Origin of the sequence: Xanthomonas sp. NCPPB 1754 (assembly GCF_041475725.2) — a bacterium.
Lineage (GTDB): Bacteria > Pseudomonadota > Gammaproteobacteria > Xanthomonadales > Xanthomonadaceae > Xanthomonas > Xanthomonas euvesicatoria.
The window spans coordinates 1-23188 of sequence record NZ_CM192982.1; the positions used below are offsets into that span (position 1 = coordinate 1).

Sequence of the window (23188 nt, forward strand, 5' to 3'; positions counted from 1 at the left end):
ATGGATGCTTGGCCCCGCTGTCTGGAACGTCTCGAAGCCGAATTCCCGCCCGAAGATGTCCACACCTGGTTGAAACCCCTGCAAGCCGAAGATCGCGGCGACAGCATCGTGCTGTACGCCCCGAACGCCTTCATCGTCGACCAGGTTCGCGAACGGTACCTGCCGCGCATCCGCGAATTGCTGGCGTATTTCGCCGGCAACGGCGAAGTCGCGCTGGCGGTCGGTTCGCGTCCACGTGCACCCGAGCCGGCCCCCGCAGCGGCGGCGGTGCCAAGTGCGCCGCAGTCTGCACCGATGGTGCCGTTCGCCGGCAACCTGGATTCGCATTACACCTTCGCCAACTTCGTCGAAGGCCGCAGCAACCAGCTGGGTCTGGCCGCCGCGATCCAGGCGGCGCAGAAGCCCGGCGACCGTGCGCACAACCCGTTGCTGCTGTACGGCAGCACCGGTCTGGGCAAGACCCACCTGATGTTCGCGGCCGGCAATGCGCTGCGTCAGGCCAATCCGGCCGCCAAGGTGATGTACCTGCGTTCGGAACAGTTCTTCAGCGCGATGATCCGGGCGCTGCAGGACAAGGCGATGGACCAGTTCAAGCGCCAGTTCCAGCAGATCGATGCGCTGCTGATCGACGACATCCAGTTCTTCGCCGGCAAGGACCGCACCCAGGAAGAGTTCTTCCACACCTTCAACGCGCTGTTCGATGGCCGCCAGCAGATCATCCTGACCTGCGACCGCTACCCGCGCGAAGTGGAAGGCCTGGAGCCGCGCCTGAAGTCGCGCCTGGCCTGGGGCCTGTCGGTGGCGATCGATCCGCCGGACTTCGAAACCCGCGCGGCCATCGTGCTGGCCAAGGCACGCGAGCGCGGCGCCGAGATTCCCGACGACGTGGCATTCCTGATCGCCAAGAAGATGCGCTCCAACGTGCGCGACCTGGAAGGCGCGCTCAACACCCTGGTGGCGCGTGCCAACTTCACCGGCCGCTCGATCACGGTGGAATTTGCCCAGGAGACGCTGCGCGATTTGCTGCGCGCCCAGCAACAGGCGATCGGCATTCCCAATATCCAGAAGACCGTGGCCGATTACTACGGCCTGCAGATGAAGGACCTGCTGTCCAAGCGGCGCACCCGCTCGCTGGCGCGCCCGCGCCAGGTGGCGATGGCGTTGGCCAAGGAGCTCACCGAGCACAGCCTGCCGGAGATCGGCGACGCGTTCGCCGGCCGCGACCACACCACCGTGCTGCATGCCTGCCGGCAGATCCGCACGTTGATGGAGGCCGACGGCAAGCTCCGCGAGGACTGGGAAAAGCTGATTCGCAAGCTCAGCGAGTAGGCCATCGGCTGCCATCGGCGCCAGGCTGGAAAAAAGCGTGGAAACGTTGGGGTCAAATGCGGGAGAATCTGTGGATAACGTTGCACCGCAGTCCGGCTGGAAAACTATCCACAGGTTTTCCGACCAGCTCAGGCGTACTAGTCCAACGCGTTTCAGGTGCTGAAATGTCTTTGGAAACAAATAGTTACGGTGGTTATCCGCTGAAAACGGCCCTACCATCACCACCAAGCTTTTGATTTATTCCATATCTTTTAAAGCATAGGGGCACGGAACCACATGCGTTTTACACTGCAGCGCGAAGCCTTCCTCAAACCATTGGCACAAGTGGTCAATGTGGTCGAACGCCGTCAAACCCTGCCCGTCCTGGCCAACTTGCTGGTCCAGGTCAAGGACGGACAGGTCTCGTTGACCGGCACCGACCTGGAAGTGGAAATGATCTCGCGCACGCTGGTGGAGGACGCGCAGGACGGCGAAACCACGATTCCGGCGCGCAAGCTGTTCGACATCCTGCGCGCCCTGCCCGACGGCAGCCGCGTCACCATTTCGCAGACCGGCGACAAGGTCACCGTGCAGGCCGGGCGAAGCCGCTTCACCCTGGCGACCTTGCCGTCCAATGACTTCCCGTCCGTGGACGAGGTCGAGGCGACCGAGCGCGTCGTGGTGCCCGAAGCCGGGCTTAAGGAGCTGATCGAGCGCACCGCGTTCGCCATGGCCCAGCAGGACGTGCGCTACTACCTCAATGGCCTGTTGTTCGACCTGCGCGACGGCTTGCTGCGCTGCGTGGCCACCGACGGTCACCGTCTGGCACTGTGCGAGATGGAGCTGGAGAAAGCCGGCGGCGCCAAGCGCCAGATCATCGTGCCGCGCAAGGGCGTGACCGAGCTGCAGCGTTTGCTGGAAGGTGCCGATCGCGAGGTCGAGCTGGAAGTGGGACGTAGCCATATCCGCGTCAAGCGCGGTGATGTGACCTTTACGTCGAAGCTGATCGACGGCCGGTTCCCGGACTACGAGGCAGTGATTCCGATTGGTGCCGATCGTGAGGTCAAGGTGGATCGTGAAGCGCTGCGCGCGTCGCTACAGCGTGCCGCCATCCTGTCCAACGAGAAGTACCGCGGCGTCCGTGTGGAAGTGTCGCCGGGTCAGCTGAAGATCAGCGCGCATAACCCCGAGCAGGAAGAGGCGCAGGAAGAGATCGAGGCCGATACCAAGGTCGACGACCTGGCTATCGGCTTCAACGTCAACTATTTGCTCGACGCTCTGTCGGCACTGCGCGACGAGCACGTGGTGATCCAGCTGCGTGACGCCAATTCGTCTGCATTGGTGCGTGAGGCTAGCAGCGAGAAGTCGCGCCATGTGGTGATGCCATTGCGTCTCTAACGCTTCGTTCCACGTGGAACACGCAAAAGCCCGGCATCTGCCGGGCTTTTTGTTTGCGCCATTCGGGGGCTTGTTGTGTGTAGATAAGCATCGCGGCCAAGTCGTCTGTGGCGACCAAATGGGGCGTGGGTCGAGCTATGGCGCCTGTGCATGATCTGAAGGGATAAAGCGCTGACGTAAGCGTGGGAGCTATGCCTTCGATCCGATCGATCGACCAAACGCGCTCCACGCGCTTGCCACGGCGCTGCTGTGTTGGCTGGACATCGGTGCCAGGGTTGAGACGCGGTACACATCGAGTTTCAGAATCCACATGGGACGGCCGCGGATCCAGCTCCGACTTGGTCGAACGTCAGGACAAGACTCACCGCGGCGCGTACGTGGGTCCTTTACGGCCTGTTGCCGTCGCCACGCCTCTTCGCGTTACGTCAGCAGTGTCCTGAAATTTTGGACTGGCCTGGCACCTGGCGACTCAGCGAGGTCCGAAAGTCTCAACGTGGCCGGAGCCGAGCCTGATTCATGCGCCCTGTCTTTGGCCGTCGAGCTGGCCTGGTCCGGGACACAGCGAAAGCAGGCAGAGAACAAGACATCTTCTCTCTCATGCGCCGTTGGGTTTAAAACTCTGCTCGTTCAACCTGAACAAATTCAGTCCAAGGTGAACCGACTGATTTGCTATCGCACCATGTCGGCGAGATCTAGCGTTCAGCTGTTCAGCTCCCTACTGTTTTTGACTTATGCACATCGCGCTTTGCTTTTAAATCTATAAATAACTTAAGAGCTTTGTGGTGATGGTAGGCGCAGATTTCGCGTAAAAACACCTCAAGTGATTGTTCTTAAAGGAAATTAGCGGGTCGAAACCCTGTGTTTATCGACCTGTTTTACGGCTTACAAGCTGTGGATAAGCAAAAACACCGCCCTCGGCCCCTTTTTTATCCACATGTTATCCCCTGCCTATCCCGCCGTTGTTGCCGGCCACAACGGCGCGCGTTTCATGCCGATCCCGTATCCTTCGACCCGACCGGCATGCCGGATTACAGCCCGGAGCACACCGATCGATGCATGTAGTGCGGTTGTCCATTCATCGGCTTCGCCGGTTTCACACGGTCGAGCTTCATCCCTCCAGTACCTTGAATCTGCTGACCGGCGACAACGGTGCGGGGAAGACCAGCGTGCTCGAAGCGCTGCATCTGATGGCCTACGGCCGCAGCTTCCGCGGGCGCGTCCGTGACGGCCTGATCCAACAAGGCGCCAACGACCTTGAAGTTTTCGTGGAATGGAAAGAAGGCAACGGCGCTGCGGGCGAACGGACGCGTCGAGCCGGCCTGCGTCATAGCGGGCAGGAATGGACGGGACGTCTGGATGGTGAAGACGTGGCGCAGCTTGGCGCGCTTTGCGCTGCGCTGGCAGTGGTGACGTTCGAGCCCGGCAGCCACGTGCTGATCAGTGGCGGTGGCGAACCTCGCCGCCGCTTCCTGGATTGGGGCCTGTTCCACGTGGAACCCGATTTTCTCACTATGTGGCGCCGCTACGCCCGGGCGCTCAAGCAACGTAATGCGTTGCTGAAACAGGGCGCGCAGCCACGCATGTTGGACGCTTGGGACCACGAACTTGCCGAATCCGGCGAGAGCCTGACGTCTCGGCGCACGCGCTACCTGGAACGCCTGCAGGAGCGGCTGGTTCCCGTGGCAGATGCGATCGCGCCCGCGCTGGGACTGTCTGCGCTGACGTTCGCTCCCGGTTGGAAGCGGCACGAGGTCTCGCTGGCAGACGCCCTGCTGCTTGCGCGCGAACGCGATCGTCAGAATGGCTACACCTCGCAAGGCCCGCACCGGGCAGATTGGGTGCCCAGCTTTCAGGCACTCCCTGGACGGGACGCGCTTTCCCGGGGACAGGCCAAGCTCACCGCCCTCGCCTGCCTGCTCGCACAGGCGGAGGACTTCGCGTACGAACGCGGCGAGTGGCCGGTCATCGCCCTGGATGATCTGGGCTCGGAGCTGGACCGGCACCATCAGGGGCGTGTGCTGCAGCGGCTCGCGTGCGCGCCGGCACAGGTGCTCATCACCGCAACCGAAACCCCGCCTGGCCTTGCAGATGCCGGCGCACTATTGCAGCAGTTCCACGTGGAACACGGCCACATTACGCGACAGGCAGCGGCCCACTGAGCCGCGACGGCCGGCTCATGCCGGCTGGTATAATTTGTCCGCTATCCCCCTTTTCCCACGGTGCGGAGCGGCTATCGCCGCCTTCGCCCGTGTTGTGGAGCCAACGGCACGCGCATGACCGACGAACAAAACACCCCGCCAACACCCAACGGCACCTACGACTCCAGCAAGATCACCGTGCTGCGTGGCCTGGAGGCCGTCCGCAAGCGCCCCGGCATGTATATCGGCGACGTCCATGACGGCACCGGTCTGCATCACATGGTGTTCGAGGTGGTCGACAACTCGGTCGACGAAGCCCTGGCCGGGCATGCGGACGACATCGTGGTGAAGATCCTGGCCGATGGCTCGGTGGCGGTCTCCGACAACGGGCGCGGCGTGCCGGTCGACATCCACAAGGAAGAAGGCGTCTCGGCGGCCGAGGTGATCCTCACCGTGCTGCACGCCGGCGGCAAGTTCGACGACAACAGCTACAAGGTCTCCGGCGGCCTGCATGGCGTAGGCGTCTCGGTGGTCAACGCATTGTCCGAGCACTTGTGGCTGGATATCTGGCGCGACGGCTTCCACTACCAGCAGGAATACGCGCTGGGCGAGCCGCAGTACCCGCTCAAGCAGCTGGAAGCCTCGACCAAGCGCGGCACCACGCTGCGCTTCAAGCCGTCCGTGGCCATCTTCAGCGACGTCGAGTTCCATTACGACATCCTGGCGCGGCGCCTGCGCGAGCTGTCCTTCCTCAATTCCGGCGTCAAGATCACCTTGATCGACGAGCGCGGCGAAGGCCGTCGCGACGATTTCCATTACGAAGGCGGTATCCGCAGCTTCGTGGAGCATCTGGCGCAGTTGAAGTCGCCGCTGCACCCGAATGTGATCTCGGTGACCGGCGAGCACAACGGCATCATGGTGGACGTGGCCCTGCAATGGACCGACGCCTACCAGGAAACCATGTACTGCTTCACCAACAATATCCCGCAGAAGGACGGCGGCACCCACCTGGCCGGTTTCCGTGCGGCGCTGACGCGTGTGCTCAGCACCTACATCGAACAGAACGGCATCGCCAAGCAGGCCAAGGTCGCGCTGACCGGCGATGACATGCGCGAAGGCATGATCGCGGTGCTTTCGGTCAAGGTGCCCGACCCCAGCTTCTCTTCGCAGACCAAGGAAAAGCTGGTCAGCTCGGACGTGCGCCCGGCGGTGGAGAACGCCTTCGGCGCGCGCCTGCAGGAGTTCCTGCAGGAGAACCCGAACGAAGCCAAGGCCATCACCGGCAAGATCGTCGATGCCGCGCGCGCGCGCGAAGCCGCCCGCAAGGCACGCGACCTGACCCGCCGCAAGGGTGCGCTGGACATCGCCGGCCTGCCGGGCAAGCTGGCCGATTGCCAGGAAAAGGACCCGGCGCTGTCCGAACTGTTCATCGTCGAGGGTGACTCGGCGGGCGGTTCGGCCAAGCAGGGACGCAACCGCAAGAACCAGGCCGTGCTGCCGCTGCGCGGCAAGATCCTCAATGTCGAACGTGCCCGCTTCGACCGCATGCTGGCCTCCGACCAGGTCGGCACGCTGATCACCGCGCTGGGCACCGGCATCGGCCGCGACGAATACAACCCGGACAAGCTGCGCTACCACCGCATCATCCTGATGACCGACGCCGACGTGGACGGCTCGCACATCCGCACCCTGCTGCTGACCTTCTTCTACCGGCAGATGCCGGAGTTGATCGAGCGCGGCTACATCTACATCGGCCTGCCGCCGCTGTACAAGCTCAAGCAGGGCAAGAGCGAGCTGTATCTGAAGGACGACGCGGCGCTCAACGCCTACCTGGCCAGCAATGCGGTCGAGGGTGCGGCGCTGATTCCGGCCACCGACGAACCGCCGATCACCGGCGAAGCGCTGGAGAAATTGTTGATGCTGTTCACCAGCGCCAACGAAGCGATCGCGCGCAACGCACACCGCTACGACCCGGCCCTGCTCACCGCGCTGATCGACCTGCCGCCACTGGATGTGGAAAAACTGCAGGCCGAAGGCGACCAGCATCCGACCCTGGATGCACTGCAGGCAGTGCTCAACCGCGGCACCCTGGGTACCGCGCGCTACCAGTTGCGCTTCGACCCCGGCAGCGAGAACGCGCCTGCCACCCTGGTGGCCATCCGCCGCCACATGGGCGAAGAGTTCACCCAGGTGCTGCCGATGGGTGCGTTCGAAAGCGGCGAGCTGCGTCCGCTGCGTGAGGTCTCGCTGGCCTTGCACGACCTGGTGCGCGAAGGTGCCCAGATCGTGCGCGGCAACAAGAGCCACCCGATCACCAGCTTCGCGCAGGCCCATGCCTGGTTGCTGGACGAGGCCAAGAAGGGCCGCCAGGTGCAGCGCTTCAAGGGCCTAGGCGAAATGAATGCCGAGCAGCTGTGGGAAACCACGGTCAACCCCGACACGCGTCGCCTGTTGCAGGTGCGCATCGAGGACGCGGTGGCCGCCGACCAGATCTTCAGCACCTTAATGGGCGATGTGGTCGAGCCACGCCGCGACTTCATCGAGGACAACGCGCTGAAGGTGTCCAACCTGGATATCTGAGGCACCCGCATCGGCCGACACGTCGCAACCGCGGCGTGGTGGCCGGTGCGGTGTTCGCAGGATTGATGATGCGCACCGATCTTCCACCGCCCCCGGCACCATGCACGGTTGCCGGCAAGCCGCCGCTGCTGCCCGTGCTCGTGGGTTTCTGGGTCGACGTGCTCATCGCCGCCGGCCTGCTGTTGACCCTCAGCGTGGCCGGCTTTGCGTTGTGGGGCGCAGTGCGTGGCTTTGGCCACGTACAGGCGGCCAAGGCGCAGGGGCTGACCCCCTCGCCCACCGAGGTCATGGCCGCCATTGGCCAACCCGGTGTGATGGTGCAGCTGCTCACCGCCTTGGTCAGCACGGCCACGCCGGCGCTGCTGTTGTACTACTGGCGCCGCCGCGCCACCGCTGCCGAACAGACCGCCTCGCGGGCTGCCGCGCGTCGCGCCTCCACCTGGGGCTGGACCGCGCTGGTCGCCGCCGCAGTGTTCCTGCTCAGCAACCTGGTCAGCGTGGCGGCTTCGGCGTTAGGCATCAAGCCGGTGCCCACCAACCTGCCGTTGATGGAAGACGCGCTCCAGCAGTGGCCGCTGGCACTGACGCTGTTTGCGGTGGTCATCGCGCCGGCTTACGAAGAACTGCTGTTTCGTCGCGTGCTGTTCGGGCGCCTGCTCGCTGCCGGCCGCCCCTGGCTGGGCATCGTGCTGAGCGGGGCGATTTTCGCGCTGGTGCACGAAGTACCCGGCATCAGCGGCAACGGCCCGGCCGCGATCGCGCAGCTGTGGCTGGTGTATGGCAGCATGGGCGCGGCGTTCGCATGGCTGTACTGGCGCACCGGTACGCTGTGGGCGCCAATTGCCGCGCATGGCATCAACAACGCCACGGCCCTGGCAGCGCTGTACTTTTTCGGGCTTGGCTGAGTCCACAAGCGGTCAGATGCGAGAACCCAGCCGCAGCGGCGTGGCGCCTGGGCACCGGATAAATCCGCACGCTTTGGACAGCCGATCGCCCCGGCCGGGCACGCGTCATCGGCCGCACGGAACCGTTTGACGAAAAGTTAAGACGAGCCTGCCAGAATGCCCTCATGGTTCTAGGGGGATCGAATGAAAGCTAGGCTGTTGATCGTTGTTGCCGTGCTTGCACTGACGGCGTGTGCCACCACAACTTCGCCAACCGGCCGCCGACAGGTGGTGGGCGGGGTATCGCAACAGCAATTGGACCAGTTGGGCGCGCAATCCTTTGCGCAGACCAAGGCCAAGGAAAAAGTCAGCACCGACGGCAAGCAGAACGCCTACGTGCAGTGCGTGGTCAACGCGCTGGTGGCGCAACTGCCGCCGCAATGGCGTGAAACCAAGTGGGAAACCGCGCTGTTCGTGGACAACGAAGCCAATGCTTTCGCCCTGCCTGGTGGCAAGGTCGGTGTCAACACGGGCATTTTCACTGTCGCCAAGACCCAGGATCAGCTCGCCGCCGTGCTCGGGCATGAGATCGGCCATGTCATTTCGCGCCATCACGAAGAGCGCATCACCCGTCAGCTCGGCGCGCAGACGGGCCTGGGCATCATCGGCGCACTCGCCGGCGCCGCCTATGGCGACGGGGCGGCCAGCGCGGTCAATCAGGTCGGCGGTATGACTGCCCAGACAGTGTTCCTGCTGCCCGGCTCGCGGACCCAGGAAAGCGAAGCCGATGTGGTCGGCCAACGTCTGATGGCCCAGGCCGGCTTCGATCCGGCACAGGCGGTGACGCTGTGGCAGAACATGATGGCCGCCAGCGGCAATCGCCAACCGCAGTGGCTGTCGACCCACCCCGACCCTGCCAACCGCATCCGCGAACTGCAGGCCGACGTTGCCCAGCTCGAACCGGTGTACCAGCAGGCCAGGCAGAGCGGGCGCGTGCCGCGTTGTGGCTAGTGCTGCTGACGACATCCGTGCGGCCGCCGTCAACCTGGACGAACACCGATTCGATGCGGCGCTTGCCCGCCTCCCCGCGTGGCGCACGCGTCGCTCCACCGGTCAAGGCCTGTTAGCGACGCTTAGACATCGGTTTCCCGCTTCTGATTGCCGCAACACAACATGGAAACCGTTTTCGGGAACTGAGACTTTCTGCTAAGTTTGCCGGCTCAGATTTTTCGTACAGCGCCCATTCCGCTTTTCGTACCGCCCGACGGCGGATCGTCCGAGGTGAAACATGAAACTGCTCAACCGCAAGCAAGCCCTGTTGTCCCTGTTCATCGCCGCGTCGCTGGGTGGGGCTGTCGTCACCGATGCGGTCGCGCAGTCGGACCGTTCCTCCGAACGCGCCAGCCGCAAATCCAAGAGTGGCAAGGCCGAAGAGCTGTACCCGCAGTCGACCCGCCAGGCACCGACGATCAAGCCGTCCTCCAAGTTGAGCAGCAAGCTGCAGAAGCTGATCGAAACCTTCAACAAGGGCGAGGACTACCAAGGCGTGCGCACCCAGGCCGATGAGATCCTGGCCAACAGCGCTGCCAACGACGCCGACAAGGCGCTGGCGGCCCAGCTGGCCGCGCAGGCTGCCTACAACCTGGACGACACCGCCGCTGCCAAGAAGTACCTGCAGCAGGCCATCGGCCTGAACGCGCTGGACAACAACGGCCAGTTCCAGTCGATGCTGATGCTGGCGCAGTTGCAGATGCAGGACGACCAGCAGGCCGAGGGTCTGGCCACGCTGGACAAATATCTGGAAGAGAGCAAGTCGCAGCGTCCGGAAGACCTGATCCTCAAGGGCCAGGCGCTGTACCAGACCGAGCGCTACAAGGAAGCCATTCCGGTGTTGAAGCAGGCCATCGCTGCCTCGCCCGAGCCCAAAGACAGCTGGAACCAGCTGCTGATGGCGTCCTACGCCGAAGCTGGCCAGACCGGTGAGGCCGTTGCGGCCGCCGAGGCGCTGGCCGCCAAGACGCCCAACGACAAAAAGGCGCAGCTCAACCTGGCCAACATGTACATGCAGGCCGACCAGATGGACAAGGCCGCAGGCGTGATGGACAAGCTGCGTGCCTCCGGCCAGTTGACCGAAGAAAAGGAATACAAGCAGTTGTATTCCATCTACGCCAACACCGAGAACAAAGAAAAGGACGTCATTGCCGTCATCAATGAGGGTATGCAAAAAGGCATCCTCAAGCCTGATTATCAGACATACCTTGCCCTGGCCCAGTCGTATTACTACAGCGACGATGTCCCGAAGGCGATCGAAAACTGGCAGAAGGCCGCACCGCTTTCCAAGGATGGCGAGACCTATTTGAATCTGGCCAAGGTGCTGCATTCGGAAGGTCGCATCCCCGAGGCCAAGCAGGCCGCACAGCAGGCGATCGCCAAGGGTGTTAAAAAACCCGAAGACGCCAAGAAGATCATCAACCTGAAGTAAAAAAAGAAAATAAACCCCCGAAATCCCTGTGTTTTTAGTGGTTACAGGACTCGGGATTGGTATAAGCTTGGGAGTTCCTGCGGTGTCAAAGCCGTCCGAAAACCTGGGGATCATCACAGTGATCCGGGCCCCCACTGAAAGAGCCATTGGCGCATGACGGAACAACTCGTTATCCACAGGCATGACTACGATGCCGGGAACCAGGGTCTGAGCTGGGCCCGCATTATCGGCATTGCTTTTGTAATTGCTTTGCACCTCACTGCACTGATGATGTTGCTGATCCCTGCAGTGGCGCCGAAGGCTCCGGCAGAGAAGGAGCGCACCACCATGGTCACCTTGGTGGATGCACCGCCTCCTCCCCCGCCGCCGCCGCCGCCGCCGCCGCCGGAAGACAAGCCGCCGCCGCCGGTCAAGAATCTGTCGCCGCCGAAGCCGTCACCGGTTCCGCCGCCGCCGGAAGCTCCGGTGGTCGACGTTCCCGAACCGCGTCCGAGCGATATCGTCACGCCGCCGAGCCCGCCGAGCCCGCCGGCTCCGCCGAGTGACATTGGCGCCAGCGTCGATATCTCGTCCAAGAACATGAACCCGCCGAAGTACCCGCCGGCTGCATTCCGTGCCGGTGTCCAAGGTGAGGTCATCCTGATCGTGGATGTGGATGCTAGCGGCAACGTGACCAACGTGTCGGTCGAAAAGTCCAGCCGCAACCGCGACCTTGACCGTGCCGCGATGGACGCAGCACGCAAGTGGAAGTTCAACGCCTCCACCGTCAACGGGCAGAAAGCCGCCGGACGTGTCCGCGTCCCGGTCAACTTTGCTCTGAACTGATCCCACGGGCCGGCCACGGTCGGCCCAGGATCCTGTCTTCCTTTCGCTCCACCCTTCATCACCACACACAACAAAGGTAAGCGTCATGCTGCAGGAATTCTTTATCGCCGCCGCTGCAGGGGGCTCCAATCCGTCGGCCGCTCTGTCGCAGATGGGCTTCGAGCACTTGATCACCGAAATGACTTCCAGCCCCGGCGACTTCGCCGTGTCCTGGGTCGTGTTGATCACCCTGATCGCCATGTCCGCTGCCTCCTGGTACTGGACTGTCATCAACATCTTCCGTGCCACCCGCCTGAAGAGCGCGGCTGACCGCGTCACCACCGCGTTCTGGGATGCCCCGAATGCACAGGACGCCATCCGCGCCATGGAAGAACAGCCGGCTTCCGAGCCGTTCTCGAAGATCGCGCTGGACGCCGCCCAGGCTGCTGCGCACCACCAGCGTGCCGAAGGCAGCACCGGTGGCCTGGGCGAGAGCCTGAGCCGTTCGGAGTTCGTCGACCGCGCCCTGCGTCAGGCCGTGACCCGCGAAAGCACCAAGCTGCAGTCGGGCATGACCCTGCTGGCCACCGTTGGTGCGACCGCGCCGTTCGTCGGTCTGCTCGGTACCGTGTGGGGCATCTACGGCGCGCTGATCAAGATCGGTGCAACCGGTTCGGCCTCCATCGACGCCGTTGCCGGCCCGGTGGGTGAAGCGCTGATCATGACCGCGATCGGCCTGTTCGTCGCAATCCCGGCCGTGTTCGCGTTCAACTTCTTCTCCAAGGTCAACAGCTCGGTGATCGCCAAGTTCGACACCTTTGCCCACGACCTGCACGACTTCTTCGCCACCGGTTCGCGCGTTCGCTAATCCGGTCGTCAAGAACGCCTTCGCAACGATTTAGACGGAGCCCGTTATGGCCTTCAGTAGTGGAAACAGCGGTGGCCCGATGGCCGACATCAACGTGACGCCCCTCGTGGACGTCATGCTGGTGCTGCTGATCATCTTCATCATTACGGCACCGCTGATGTCCCATAAGGTCAAGGTGGAGCTGCCAGAGGCCAACTTGATCCAGAAGGAAGATGCGGAGAAACGCGCCGCGCCGATCACTCTGGCCGTCAAGGAAGATGGGTCGCTGTACTGGAACGACGAGCCGATTTCCAAGGAAGCCCTGGAGTCGCGCCTGTCCACAGCCGCACAGCAGACCCCGCAGCCGCCGCTCAACCTGCGTGGCGACCGCACGACCAAGATGCGTACGATCAACGAGATCACCAAGATCGCGCAGGGTCAGGGCATGCTGGACGTCGGTTTCGTTGCAACCAAAGTGAAGGGGCAGTAAGCCATGGCATTTAGTACTGGTGGAAGCCGTGGGCCGATGGCCGACATCAACGTCACGCCCCTCGTGGACGTGATGCTGGTGCTGCTGATCATCTTCATCGTCACCGCGCCGATCATGACCTACCCGATCGCCGTGGATCTGCCGCAGCGGGTGCTCAACCCGCCACCGCAGACGACCGAACCGCCGCCGCCGATCGAGTTGCGTATCGACGCCAGCAACCAGGTGTTCTGGAACAACAGCCCGACTCCGGTCGATGTGTTGCAACAGAAGATGGAAGAAGTGGTGCAGGCCGATCCGACCAATCAGCCGGAACTGCGCATCGATGCAAATCCGGATGCGGAGTACGAGGTGATGGCCAAGGTGCTGGCCGCTGCGAAGAACTCGCAGATGAAGAAAATCGGCTTCATGCAGCAGTAAACGTATCTGCAAGACCGCAACACAACAGTCATGACGCGACTGCAACGCCACCGGAAACGGTGGCGTTTTTTTATGTGTGCTTCGACCCAAGCGCGTTAATGGCAGCGCTTGTAGACCCTTCAGCGTCAAGCACCCATTGCCGAGCCGATGCCGTGCCGCCAGCGCGCCCGTACCCGCGTCGAGTTGCCGGTGCAGGTCGCAGGTGTGTGCTCGGCCGTGCAGCACCCACGATCACAGCACGGGAGGCAGTCATGGCTTTCAGTACGACAGGGGATCGGGGACCGCTGGCGGAGATCAATGTCACGCCGCTGGTGGATGTCATGTTGGTGTTGTTGATTATCTTCATCGTCACCGCACCGATGGTGACGCGGACAATCGCGGTGGATCTGCCGCAGCACATTTCGCAAGTGACCACACGGCCGGAGCCGCCTGCACCAATCGCCTTGCGTGTGGATGCCGACGCACAGCTGTTCTGGAACGCCAACCCGGTGACCTTGCAGCAACTCCAGTCCAGGTTGATCGAGCAGATGCAGGCAACTGCAGGACATCAGCCGGAACTGCGCATCGCCGCCAGTGTGGACGCCGAGTATGCCGTGATGGCCAGCGTGCTGGCGGCAGCGAAGAACGCGTAAGTGCAGCGCATCGCCTTTGTGCAGTAGTGTTTCTGCAAGCGCGTATTGCGCTTGGCCACGTGCAGTGCATGCAACAACGCACGATGCGGTCGCCCAGGCGCCGCATCGCGGCTTCGGACGCGACAGGTATGGGGAGTTAATCGAGGTTGTTTCTCACCGGCAGCAGCTGGCCGCCGCTAACCAGGCGCTCGTCGTGATGTTCCTGCGTAGCATCCACTACGCGAACGTGGTTGTCGCCAACCCGGGCATCGATCATTTACCGATGGACTCAAGCGCCAACGTTGCTGCCACGCAGGATGCCGACGTACGCGCGCACGCTTGCATCCAATCCCTGGTACAAGGCCTCGCTGATCAAGGCGTGGCCGATGGATACTTCCAGCACCCCCGGCACAGCGGCGAGAAAATCGCCCAGGTTGGCTTGCGACAAATCGTGCCCGGCATTGATGCCCAGGCCTGCGGCACTGGCGCGCTGCGCGGCATCGGCGAACAGCGCCAACGTGGCATCGGCCTGGCCGCTGGCGTGCGCGTGCGCATAGGGGCCGGTGTACAACTCGATACGGTCCGCACCGAGCGCGGCTGCGCGGGCGATGTCCGGGTTACCCGCATCGACGAACAGGCTGACCCGGCTGCCCAGCTGCTTGAACGCGGTGATCAGCTCGGCGAGCTGCGCGGTGTCCTGCGCAAAATCGAAACCGTGATCGGAGGTCAGCTGCCCGTCGCCGTCCGGCACCAGAGTGATCTGCTGCGGGCGCGTGGCACGGCACAATTCCAGCAACCCCGGGTAGCCTGTGCGCGGCGGCGCGAAGGGGTTGCCTTCGATATTGAATTCCACCGCCTGCGCACGCGTGAGCGCACTGAGCGCCAGCACGTCGTCGGCGCGGATATGCCGCTGGTCCGGGCGCGGATGCACGGTGATGCCGTGTGCGCCGGCGGCAATGCAGGCGCGTGCGGCCTGCACCACGTCCGGGTCGGTGCCGCCGCGCGAGTTGCGCAGGACTGCAATCTTGTTGACGTTGACGCTGAGCTGGGTGGTCATGCGGTGATCAGGCCTGCGGTTCGCTGTCACGTGCGGCGGCCAGGGCGGCCGACTTGCGTGCTTCTGCCAGCTCGCGCAGGCGGCGCAGCTCGGCCGGATCGATCATGCTGCTGGTATCGCGTTGGGTGTCGCCCATGCGCGAGGCGAACCAACCGCGCGTCCACAACAGCAGCAGCACCAACGCCACCAGCAGCGAGACCACCAGCAACCACACGTGCGGCGTGCTGAAAGCCAGCACCAGCGCACCCAGTGCCATAAGCAGAAACAGCCAGTGCATGACGCGCTCCCCCGTTGAGTGGCGGCAGTGTAGCGCCGCGCCCGGCGCGGTTCCACGTGGGCGCCTCACCGTTGGTCAGAGCAGCGGCGACAACAGCCGGGCGAAGGCCTCCGGCAGGCGCGAGCGCCATAACGGCCGATGCCGCGCGAATTGCACCTCCTGCGCCTGCTGCAGATCGGTGCCGATCAGCCCGGCCATCTCTGCCGCCACCGCCTGGTCGCGGAACAGCATCGACAACTCGAAATTCAGCCGGAAGCTGCGGCTGTCGAAATTGGCGCTGCCGACGATGCAGACATCGTCGTCGGCCAGCAGCGCCTTGGTGTGCAGCATGCGCGGGCCGTACTCGTAGATGCGGACACCGGCTTCCAGCAACTCGTCGAAATACGAGCGTGCCGCGTAGGTGACCAGGCGCGAATCGCTGACCCGCGGCACCAGCAGGCGCACGTCCAGCCCGCCGAGCGCGGCCGAGGTCAGCGCCATGCGCGCTGCTTCGCCGGGCACGAAGTACGGAGTGACCAGCCACACGCGGTGCTTGGCTTCATGGATGGCGGCGACCATCAGGCGGTGGATCGCTTCCCACGACGAATCCGGCCCGGACACCAGCACCTGCGCATCCACCGTGCCTTGCGCGCGGGTGGGCACATCGTCCGGCCACAGCTGCTGGCCGTGGAAGGCCGCGCGGCCCTGGCCGGTGGCATAGAGCCAGTCCTCCAGGAACACCAGCTGCAGACTGCGCACCACATGGCCTTGCAGGCGCACGTGCAGATCGCGATACGCCTGCTTGCGCACCTGTTCGTTCTCGTCGTCGGTGACGTTGATGCCGCCGGTGAAACCCACGCGGCCATCGATGACGATCACCTTGCGGTGGGTGCGCAGGTTCAACCACGGCCGCTTGAATGGCTTGAGCAATTGCGAGGGATGGAACCAGGCGGTTTCCACCCCGGCCTCGCGCAGCGTGCGCAGTGCGCGTCGGGTCATTGCCGATGAGCCGATCGCATCCATCAGCAGCCGCACCTTGACTCCGGCACGGGCACGTTCCATCAGCGCAGCGCAGATCGCGGTACCGCTGTGGTCGGGCTGGAAGATGTAGTACTCCAGATGGATATGGTCGCGTGCGCCCCGGATCGCTTCGATGATGGCGGCATACGTGGCAGCGCCATCCACCAGCCAGTGCACTTCGGTGGCGCTGCTGGGCGCCAGCCCGGTGGTGGACTGGGCGATCTTGGCCAGCTCGGTACAGTCGGCATCCGGCGGGCAGACGCTGCTGTAGCTCTCCATGCCCGAGCGCGAGCGCCCGCGCCGCAGCCGCTGCCGTTTGACCTTTTGCGGGCCCAGCCAGTAGTAGATCAGCAGCCCCAGGTACGGCAGCGCCGCCAGCGACAACACCCAGCTCAGCGTGGCCACCGGTTCGCGCTTCTGCAGCACGATCCAGCCGGCGATCCACAGCAGATACACCACATAGGCGGCCAGGAGGAGCGCTTCGAGGTGGGGAATGGTGGCCAGCCACTCCCACGCGCCCTGTGCAAGTGCGAGCATGCGCGGATTCTACGGGGCGCATGCGGTGTTGCGATGATCACTGCCCGCGTGAGCGAAGTGGCGATGGCGGCGGCGTCACGCAAACGCTGCCGATACCGGCCTGCACGCGCCGGTGCCCTCGAGCCGGCAAGACCTGCCCGTTCTGCAGGCGTCGGTCGCGTGCCCGGGCGCTTCCAGCCCTGGATGGCATTCGCCAGAGCGCACTGCAGCGCTGGCGGCCAACCTGCCGGGGAAGCGCCGTGTGGGGCGCCGATACCGCGCTGCGCGCCGTGCCCAGGCGGCAAGCCTGGGCCGCAGCGCACGCGGTGTCTCCACGCGCCATAGGACGCTTCGCACTCACCTCAAAGTACATGACACGCTCTAGGATGAGCGCCGGAATGCAAGGCTGTCGCGCGAAGGCTGATGGATGTCCAGGACAACCCGCCTGTTTGAACTGCTTGGCCTGCTGCGCGCGCACAGACGGCCGGTGTCGGCAGCTGCGCTGGCGTCCGAGTTGGGGGTATCGCAGCGAAGCGTCTACCGGGATATCGACACCTTGCGCGCGCTCGGTGCGCCGTTGGAGGGCCAAGCCGGCGTTGGCTATTACCTGAAGCCGGGATTCTTCCTGCCATCGCTGGCGTTTTCGCAGGAGGAACTGGATGCGGTCATGCTGGGCCTGGATTGGGTCAAACAACGCGCCGATCCTGCCTTGGCCAGATGTGGTGAAAGCGCCCTGGCGAAGATCTTGTCTGCCAGAAGGCACGGCGATGGCGCCGGCACAGACATGGCGCCAGCGGCGATTCTGACCGCCGCTTCCACATCCGAGTCGGTCGATCATCCGCAGACCGCCGTGTTGCGCGAGGCCATTCGGCGGCAATGCAAACTGGCGATCGGCTATGTCGATGCGCACGACACGCCCTCCGAGCGCATCGTCTGGCCGATCGCCCTGGTGTATTTCGACGACGTACGCGTCCTGGCGGCCTGGTGCGAGCGCCGCTGCGCGTTCCGGCATTTTCGTGTCGATCGGTTGCAGGTGCGGGCACTGCTGCAAACGCGTTACCCGCACTCGCGCCAGGCGTTGGTGAAGCAATGGCGACAGCAGGACCGCGACTGGCGTTCGCTACTGACAGTTTCTGACAGGCCGCAACGCTAGCGTGTGTTGGCCGCTTCCACTGCGAGGAAGCCAGACCAAGGAGACTGACATGGTTGCGTTTTTACCCGATGCGCTCGGTGCGTTCCTGGATGACGAGGACACCTCGGCAATCGTCATGTTGAACCTGATTCGCTTCCAGGCCGATGGTGGCCGCGAGCGCTATCACCAGTATCTACGGTTGGCCACGCCCATCCTGGCCCGGTTCGGCGCGCACATTGTCTTCAGTGGCGATGGCCTGCCGGTGCTGACCGCAGGCCAGGCACAGCCGTGGGATGCGGTCACGCTGGTGCAGTATCCGGGTCGATCCGCCTTCAAGCAGATGATTGCCGATGCGGAGTATCAGCACGCCTTCGAGGTGGGACGTTCGGCAATTGCCGAGATCGTGCTGCAACCCTTCCACGGCATCACGCTGTAGCCCTCTGCTGGACGCGTTGCAGCACGTTTGCCGGCGCTGGCGCATTGGTCCTGCTGCCGAACGCGTTGCCTGCGCGTCGGGGCCAAGGCCACTGCAGGCAGCGTGGACCCGACAGGATCAAAACAAGTCCAGCTGCGGCGTGTCCGGTCTGGGTGGACGGAACTGCGTGGTATCGAGCCTGGGCAGCCGCCCGAATCCAAGGCGCCGATACGCGATGGAAAACCGCTGCGCGATCAGTTCTGCAAACGGGCCTTCGCCGACCATGCGCTTGCCGAAGCGGCTGTCGTAGTCCTTGCCGCCGCGCATCTGCTGGATCAGGCTCATGACATGCTTGGCACGATCGGGATAGTGCAGCTCGAGCCACTCGCGCCATAACTGGGTGAGCTCGTGCGGCAGGCGCAGCAACACGTAGCCGGCCGAACGTGCGCCGTGGGCTGCGGCTGCGTCCAGGATGCGCTCCAGTTCCTTGTCGTTGATCATCGGGATGACCGGAGCGACCAGCACGCCCACCGGTACGCCGGCAGCGTGCAGCGCCTGCATCGCGCGCAGTCGCGCGTGCGGCGCGGCGGCGCGCGGCTCCATCTTGGCCGCGAGGCGATTGTCGAGCGTGGTGACCGAGAAATACACCGACACCAGGTTGTGCTGCGCCATCTCGGCCAGCACATCGATGTCGCGTTCGATCAACGCTGCCTTGGTCACGAAGCTGACCGGGTGACGGGCCTGCGCAAGCACTTGCAGGCATTGACGGGAAATGTGCAGGCGCCGCTCGGTGGGCTGGTAGGCGTCGGTATTGATCCCCAACGCGATCGGCGAGCACTGGTAGGACGGGCGTGCGATCTCTGCGCGCAGCAGCGCTGCCGCATTCGGCTTGGCGAAGATCCGCGTTTCGAAATCCAGCCCTGGCGACAGATCCAGATACGCGTGCGAGGGCCTGGCAAAGCAGTACACGCAGCCGTGCTCACATCCCCGGTACGGGTTCACCGACTGCGAGAAGCCGATGTCGGGCGAGTTGTTGCGGCTGATGATGCTGCGCGCGATTTCCTCGGCCACCACGGTCTTGGGACGCATGGCGGCCTCGCCGTCGGCATCGAGCGCGCCCCAGCCATCGTCTATCTCGACGGCGGTGGTGACCGCGAAGCGGCCGGGCACGTAGGCGGTGGTGCCGCGCCCCTTGATGACCGTACGCGAGCTGCGGACATCGCGCTCAGCTGCCGCGCTCGCGCCAGGGAAAGAGTTCTTCTGCATGCCGTTAGTATTCTTACTAACGAAGCCTGGTGCAAGCGACGTGCACCGGTCCGAGGAACGAGCACAACCGCTACGACGCAGTGCAGGGCGCAGTCGCAGCTGGAGAATGGAGAATCGGGAAACGGGAAACGGGAAAGCAACAGCAACAGCAACAGCAACAGCAACAGCAACAGCAACAGCAACAGCAGAAAGCGCCGCCGTTGCGATTCCCCATTCCCGATTCCCGATTCCCTATTCCCCGCCGTAAAGCGCCTGCGCCGACTGAAACAGAATCCAGCTGGTGGCAATGAACTTGTCGCCGCCGAGCGGGCGGTTGCCGCGGTGGGTGTGGGTGAAGGCGGTGGGAGCGATCAGCAGGCTGCCGGTGCGTGGGCGCGCCTTGCGTTGCTGGAACAGGAATTCGGTTTCGCCCTGCTCGAATTCCTCGTTGAGATACAGCGTCCACAGCAGATGCCGATGCAGCGTGTCGGCATTGGCATCGCGCGGATACAGCTCGCAATGCCAGTACGGGTAGCCGCCCTGGTCGGCGGTATACCACTGCAGATTGATCGCACCCGGGCGCAGGCAGGTGCGTGCCAGATCGCCCAGCGCCTGGTCGCTCATCTGCACGATATCCTCGGCCACCAGGCGATGCGCTGTGCCATCGGCGGTGGTGACCTGCAGCATCAGCGGTGAAATCAACGCCTGCGGATACTGCCGCAGATACGTGAGCACGCCATCGAACACGGCCTGTTGCAGGCGGTTTTCCACTTCCGCCCACTCGGCCATCCCACTGATGCGCAGGTCGCGGCTGTGTTTGAGGTCGGGAAAGACGCCGCCACCGATGCGGCCGGGATGCAGCTGCTGGCTCTGGCGCATGCGGTGCACGATGGCCGCGCACTCTTCGCGCGCGATGGCGTTGTCGGTGATCTGGATGAAGTCGGGTTGGCTCATGCGCCTGACCATAGCAATCCGGCGCGCCGGCTGCAGCGTGCGACAGGCGGTGCGTGCCGGGGGATCAGCACGCGAGGTTGTCGGGATCACCCGTGCGTGGCCAGGTGGCGCCACCGCACACGGTGGGCAAGCGCGGTGCCGAGGCGATGTGTCCTGCCTGCTTTGCTTGTTGCTTGTTGCCCGTTGCCCGTATCGTGGGTGGAGCATGCAAGGCGCCAAAGAAAAACCCCGCCGAAGCGGTGTTTTTCGTCACGCAACGCGTGCTGCGGCGATCAGAACTTGTAGTTGATCGAAGCGGCCAGCACGTCGCCCTTCACGTCGTAGCTGCCGGCCAGACGGTCGCCGGTGGCGCTGCGGGTGTCGCTGGTCGGGTCGCTGGTGAACAGGTGGGTGTAGCCGAAGTTGTACTCGGTCTGCGCCGACGGACGCCAGCTCATGCCCAGCGAAACCCACTTGCGGCTCGCGTCCGGCACGCGCACGTCGCGGTGTTCGGCCGTGGTCGGGGTCTGGTCGTACGCCAGGCCGCCGCGCAGGGTCACCGTGTCGCTCATGCGGTAGTCGGCACCGATCGAGGCGAAGGTGGTGTCGCGGTAGGAGAAGTCCAGCACGCTGTCGGGCTGGTTGGAGGCGAAGTCCACGGTCACCTGGTCGAACTTGCTCCAGGCGGTGCGGGTGACGTCGGCCATGATCGACCACTGCTCGTTCACGTTATGCGTGAAGCTGGCGGTGGCGCTGGCCGGCAGCTTCACGGTGGCGCGGCCCTTGGTGTCGACGAAGGTACCCGGCGCGGCTACGCCCAGCACGGCGGCAGCACTGCCCGGCACGGTGAAGTCGGCGGTGCCGTCGGTGATCTTGTGTTCCACCTGCGAGCGGTAGCTGAAGCCGATGTGGGTGTTCTCGTCGATGCTGAACAAGCCGCCCAGGGTGAAGCCCACTTCGGTGCTGTCGCCCTTGATGCGCGAGTAGCCATCGGCGCTGCCCGGCGCGAAGCCCGGCACGCGGCGCGCAGCCAGCACGCTGCCGAAATCCACGGCGTTGGCCAGGTCGATATCCAGACGCTCGGCGAACACCGAGGCACCGAAGGACACGTACGGGTTCACGTCATAGGAGAACGCGACGTTGAAGTCGATCGCCTGCAGCTCGGTCTTGGTGCCGTGGTAGCGGCCGACCCAGTCGCGGTCGTATTCGGTCTTGAAGCCGAACGGCACGGTCAGCGAGGTGCCCAGGTGCATGTTGTCGTTCTCGCCGAACGGCACGTGGAAGTACATCGCCGGGACCGGCGCGATCATGCCGGCGTCGCCGCCGTTGCCGCCGGAGACCGGAGCGCCGTTGGCGTAGGCCGCGGTGTCGGGCTGGAACTTGGCCGAGAAGCTGATGGCGCTGACGTCGGCCTGGAACAGGCGACCGTCCAGCTGGCGCATGCCTGCCGGGTTGTTGGCGATGATGGAGGCATCATCCGGGGCGCTGCCCGAACCTGCGAATGCGCGGCCAAGGCCCTTGGCGCTGTTTTCCTTCAGCTGGAACGCGGCGCCGTGCGCCTGACCAACGGCCAGCACGCCAGCGATACCGACGGCCAACAGGGTGGCGCGGCTGAGAGTGGAAGCGGTAGACATAAGTTGTAGCTCTCCGGATAAGGACTGCAATGGTCGGTTCAGCGCCCGCGTCCAGCACCAATCCAGTGCCCGGAGCGCGCCGGAGACCCCCCCCCGACATACGACGCCGTACGCAGTATACCCATGACGATTAACCGAACAATAACGAGGCGCGCGCTGAACGTGCCGTCAGGTTAGGGCTGGGTTCAGCAGCGTGGACCGGCTATTGTCGCCGTCCGATGTTCGTCTCTCTTCCTTCCCGCAAGAAACCCACCCCGCGCTGGGCAGTGCCGTTGCTGTTCGCCACGGTGTGGCTGGCGTATCTGTGGTCGATCAGCCGGCCGGGCGAGGCGCGCAATACGTTGTGGCTGGACTGGGGCGCGCTCTCCAGCGGGGTCTCCAATCTGGGCGACTGGTGGGCCACCTTGCGCGACGGCAGCGTGCTGCGCCTGTTCACGGCGCTGTTCCTGCACGCGGACTGGTCGCATCTGCTCGGCAACCTGGTGTTCCTGCTGATCTTCGGGCTGCCGGCCGAACGCATCCTGGGCCCGTGGCGGTTGTTGCTGCTGTTTCTGGTCGGCGGCGCGGCCTCCAACCTGGCGGCGATCTTTGCCATCGGCACGCCGGACCGGGTGATCATCGGCGCCTCGGGTGCGGTGTCGGCGTTGATCGGCACGTACCTGGCGCTGTTTCCGGGCGCCAAGCTGGGCGTGGTGCTGCCGCTGGGCGTGTTTCTGGAATTCATTCGTGTGCCGGCGCCGCTGTTGATCGGCGCCTGGGCACTGCTGCAGGTGGTGTTCGCCTATATCGGCCCGGCGTTCGGCATGGTGGCGTGGTCGGCACACATCGCCGGCTTCGTGTTCGGCATCGTGTACGGCATCGTGTACGGCCTGTACGTGCGCGCGGCAATCGCGCGGCGGCTGCGCAAGCGCCACGGTTTCTGAGCCGCGCAGCATCCGGGCTGTAGCGGCAGGCCGCACCCCATGCGTGGCCGAGTTACCGGCACGATGCCGCGCACGTCGCTGTCCAGGCGTGCGCCTAT

Annotated in this window: 21 protein-coding genes; 15 read left to right on the top strand and 6 right to left on the bottom strand. The window is 64.2% G+C overall.

The features are described from left to right. The 12 genes from dnaA (at position 1) to ACCQ15_RS00060 (ending at position 13980) form a co-directional block, all read left to right on the top strand. Positions 1-1329 carry a chromosomal replication initiator protein DnaA gene (gene dnaA / locus ACCQ15_RS00005; RefSeq protein WP_136733101.1) on the top strand — a complete coding sequence of 443 codons (1329 nt, stop codon included), beginning with the start codon at positions 1-3 and terminating at the stop codon, positions 1327-1329. Between the two features lie 276 nt (positions 1330-1605). Then, the gene (dnaN, locus tag ACCQ15_RS00010) at positions 1606-2706 is read left to right on the top strand and encodes a DNA polymerase III subunit beta (RefSeq protein ID WP_005912436.1); all 1101 of its coding nucleotides are present in this window, start codon (positions 1606-1608) and stop codon (positions 2704-2706) included. Positions 2707-3758: 1052 nt separating this feature from the next. Further along, on the top strand, positions 3759-4865 hold the full coding sequence (gene recF, locus ACCQ15_RS00015; RefSeq protein ID WP_122272022.1) for a DNA replication/repair protein RecF: 1107 nt from the start codon (positions 3759-3761) through the stop codon (positions 4863-4865). 114 nt (positions 4866-4979) lie between these two features. Next, entirely contained in the window at positions 4980-7424 is a 2445-nt protein-coding gene (gene gyrB, locus ACCQ15_RS00020; RefSeq protein WP_029818088.1) for a DNA topoisomerase (ATP-hydrolyzing) subunit B, read from the top strand. 68 nt (positions 7425-7492) lie between these two features. Beyond that, positions 7493-8329, top strand: a complete 837-nt coding sequence (locus tag ACCQ15_RS00025; RefSeq protein ID WP_136733099.1) for a CPBP family intramembrane glutamic endopeptidase — start codon at positions 7493-7495, stop codon at positions 8327-8329. 183 nt (positions 8330-8512) lie between these two features. Beyond that, complete coding sequence (locus ACCQ15_RS00030; protein ID WP_071117765.1) at positions 8513-9319, top strand: M48 family metallopeptidase; 807 nt, start codon at positions 8513-8515, stop codon at positions 9317-9319. 277 nt (positions 9320-9596) lie between these two features. Next, positions 9597-10790, top strand: a complete 1194-nt coding sequence (locus tag ACCQ15_RS00035; protein WP_008572970.1) for a tetratricopeptide repeat protein — start codon at positions 9597-9599, stop codon at positions 10788-10790. Between the two features lie 153 nt (positions 10791-10943). Beyond that, the gene (locus ACCQ15_RS00040; RefSeq protein ID WP_005912443.1) at positions 10944-11615 is read left to right on the top strand and encodes an energy transducer TonB; all 672 of its coding nucleotides are present in this window, start codon (positions 10944-10946) and stop codon (positions 11613-11615) included. 85 nt (positions 11616-11700) lie between these two features. After that, positions 11701-12462 (top strand): TonB-system energizer ExbB, encoded by a 762-nt coding sequence (gene exbB, locus ACCQ15_RS00045; RefSeq protein ID WP_005912445.1) that lies wholly within the window; start codon positions 11701-11703, stop codon positions 12460-12462. Positions 12463-12508: 46 nt separating this feature from the next. Continuing rightward, the gene (locus ACCQ15_RS00050) at positions 12509-12931 is read left to right on the top strand and encodes an ExbD/TolR family protein (RefSeq protein WP_005912447.1); all 423 of its coding nucleotides are present in this window, start codon (positions 12509-12511) and stop codon (positions 12929-12931) included. Between the two features lie 3 nt (positions 12932-12934). Further along, positions 12935-13348 (top strand): ExbD/TolR family protein, encoded by a 414-nt coding sequence (locus ACCQ15_RS00055; RefSeq protein WP_005912449.1) that lies wholly within the window; start codon positions 12935-12937, stop codon positions 13346-13348. A gap of 251 nt (positions 13349-13599) precedes the next feature. Beyond that, on the top strand, positions 13600-13980 hold the full coding sequence (locus ACCQ15_RS00060; protein WP_029818092.1) for an ExbD/TolR family protein: 381 nt from the start codon (positions 13600-13602) through the stop codon (positions 13978-13980). A 268-nt stretch (positions 13981-14248) separates the two neighbouring features. Here ACCQ15_RS00060 and ACCQ15_RS00065 read toward each other — a convergent pair whose 3' ends face one another. The 3 genes from ACCQ15_RS00065 to cls form a co-directional block, all read right to left on the bottom strand. Then, the gene (locus ACCQ15_RS00065; RefSeq protein ID WP_071117886.1) at positions 14249-15016 is read right to left on the bottom strand and encodes a pyridoxine 5'-phosphate synthase; all 768 of its coding nucleotides are present in this window, start codon (positions 15014-15016) and stop codon (positions 14249-14251) included. A gap of 7 nt (positions 15017-15023) precedes the next feature. Beyond that, a complete protein-coding gene (locus tag ACCQ15_RS00070) occupies positions 15024-15293 on the bottom strand; it encodes a hypothetical protein (RefSeq protein ID WP_008572960.1) in 270 nt (89 codons plus the stop codon). A 75-nt stretch (positions 15294-15368) separates the two neighbouring features. Further along, entirely contained in the window at positions 15369-16829 is a 1461-nt protein-coding gene (gene cls, locus ACCQ15_RS00075; RefSeq protein ID WP_372381067.1) for a cardiolipin synthase, read from the bottom strand. Between the two features lie 406 nt (positions 16830-17235). Here cls and ACCQ15_RS00080 point away from each other — a divergent pair, with 406 nt between their 5' ends. Further along, positions 17236-17961 carry a helix-turn-helix transcriptional regulator gene (locus tag ACCQ15_RS00080; RefSeq protein ID WP_136733096.1) on the top strand — a complete coding sequence of 242 codons (726 nt, stop codon included), beginning with the start codon at positions 17236-17238 and terminating at the stop codon, positions 17959-17961. 49 nt (positions 17962-18010) lie between these two features. Then, entirely contained in the window at positions 18011-18376 is a 366-nt protein-coding gene (locus ACCQ15_RS00085) for a DUF1330 domain-containing protein (protein WP_003482184.1), read from the top strand. Between the two features lie 117 nt (positions 18377-18493). Here the strand turns inward: ACCQ15_RS00085 and ACCQ15_RS00090 are convergent, their stop codons facing one another. The 3 genes from ACCQ15_RS00090 to ACCQ15_RS00100 form a co-directional block, all read right to left on the bottom strand. After that, positions 18494-19621: a PA0069 family radical SAM protein gene (locus ACCQ15_RS00090; RefSeq protein WP_218491623.1), complete on the bottom strand. Its 1128-nt coding sequence runs from the start codon at positions 19619-19621 to the stop codon at positions 18494-18496. 231 nt (positions 19622-19852) lie between these two features. Then, on the bottom strand, positions 19853-20554 hold the full coding sequence (locus ACCQ15_RS00095) for a 2OG-Fe(II) oxygenase family protein (protein ID WP_372381068.1): 702 nt from the start codon (positions 20552-20554) through the stop codon (positions 19853-19855). A 272-nt stretch (positions 20555-20826) separates the two neighbouring features. Then, on the bottom strand, positions 20827-22167 hold the full coding sequence (locus ACCQ15_RS00100; protein ID WP_011345782.1) for an outer membrane protein transport protein: 1341 nt from the start codon (positions 22165-22167) through the stop codon (positions 20827-20829). A gap of 218 nt (positions 22168-22385) precedes the next feature. Between ACCQ15_RS00100 and ACCQ15_RS00105 the strand changes: the two genes are divergently transcribed. Then, positions 22386-23090: a rhomboid family intramembrane serine protease gene (locus ACCQ15_RS00105; protein ID WP_372381069.1), complete on the top strand. Its 705-nt coding sequence runs from the start codon at positions 22386-22388 to the stop codon at positions 23088-23090. Positions 23091-23188: the final 98 nt, after the last annotated feature.